This is a genomic window from Anaerobacillus sp. 1_MG-2023 (assembly GCF_030547345.1).
Taxonomy (GTDB): domain Bacteria; phylum Bacillota; class Bacilli; order Bacillales; family Guptibacillaceae; genus Guptibacillus; species Guptibacillus hwajinpoensis_B.
The window spans coordinates 1-237 of record NZ_JAUORD010000250.1; the positions used below are offsets into that span (position 1 = coordinate 1).

The following is a 237-nucleotide window of genomic DNA, read 5'->3' on the forward strand; positions in this document are numbered from 1 at the left end:
CAAACACACTCACTCAGCCAGTATATTCCTCAGTCAACATTGATGAATAGCGAAAGCGGCATATCAACTTACGAGGAAATTAAATACGTGAAAATTGCTGGAGCGAAAGCCGTACTAGTAGGTGAGGCTCTTATGAGAGATGGTACATATGAAAAGGGAATTAAGCATTTGTTTGGTTAAACAGTTCATTAGAAAGCCTGAACTTAAGCTTTGCGGTAATCGCTCGTAAGAGGATCT

At 40.1% G+C, this 237-nt stretch carries 1 pseudogene; it reads left to right on the forward strand.

Annotated features, from left to right (window positions below):
- Nucleotides 1-180: pseudogene (locus Q4550_RS24040) on the forward strand (indole-3-glycerol phosphate synthase TrpC); the annotation flags it as partial.
- Nucleotides 181-237 lie beyond the last annotated feature (57 nt).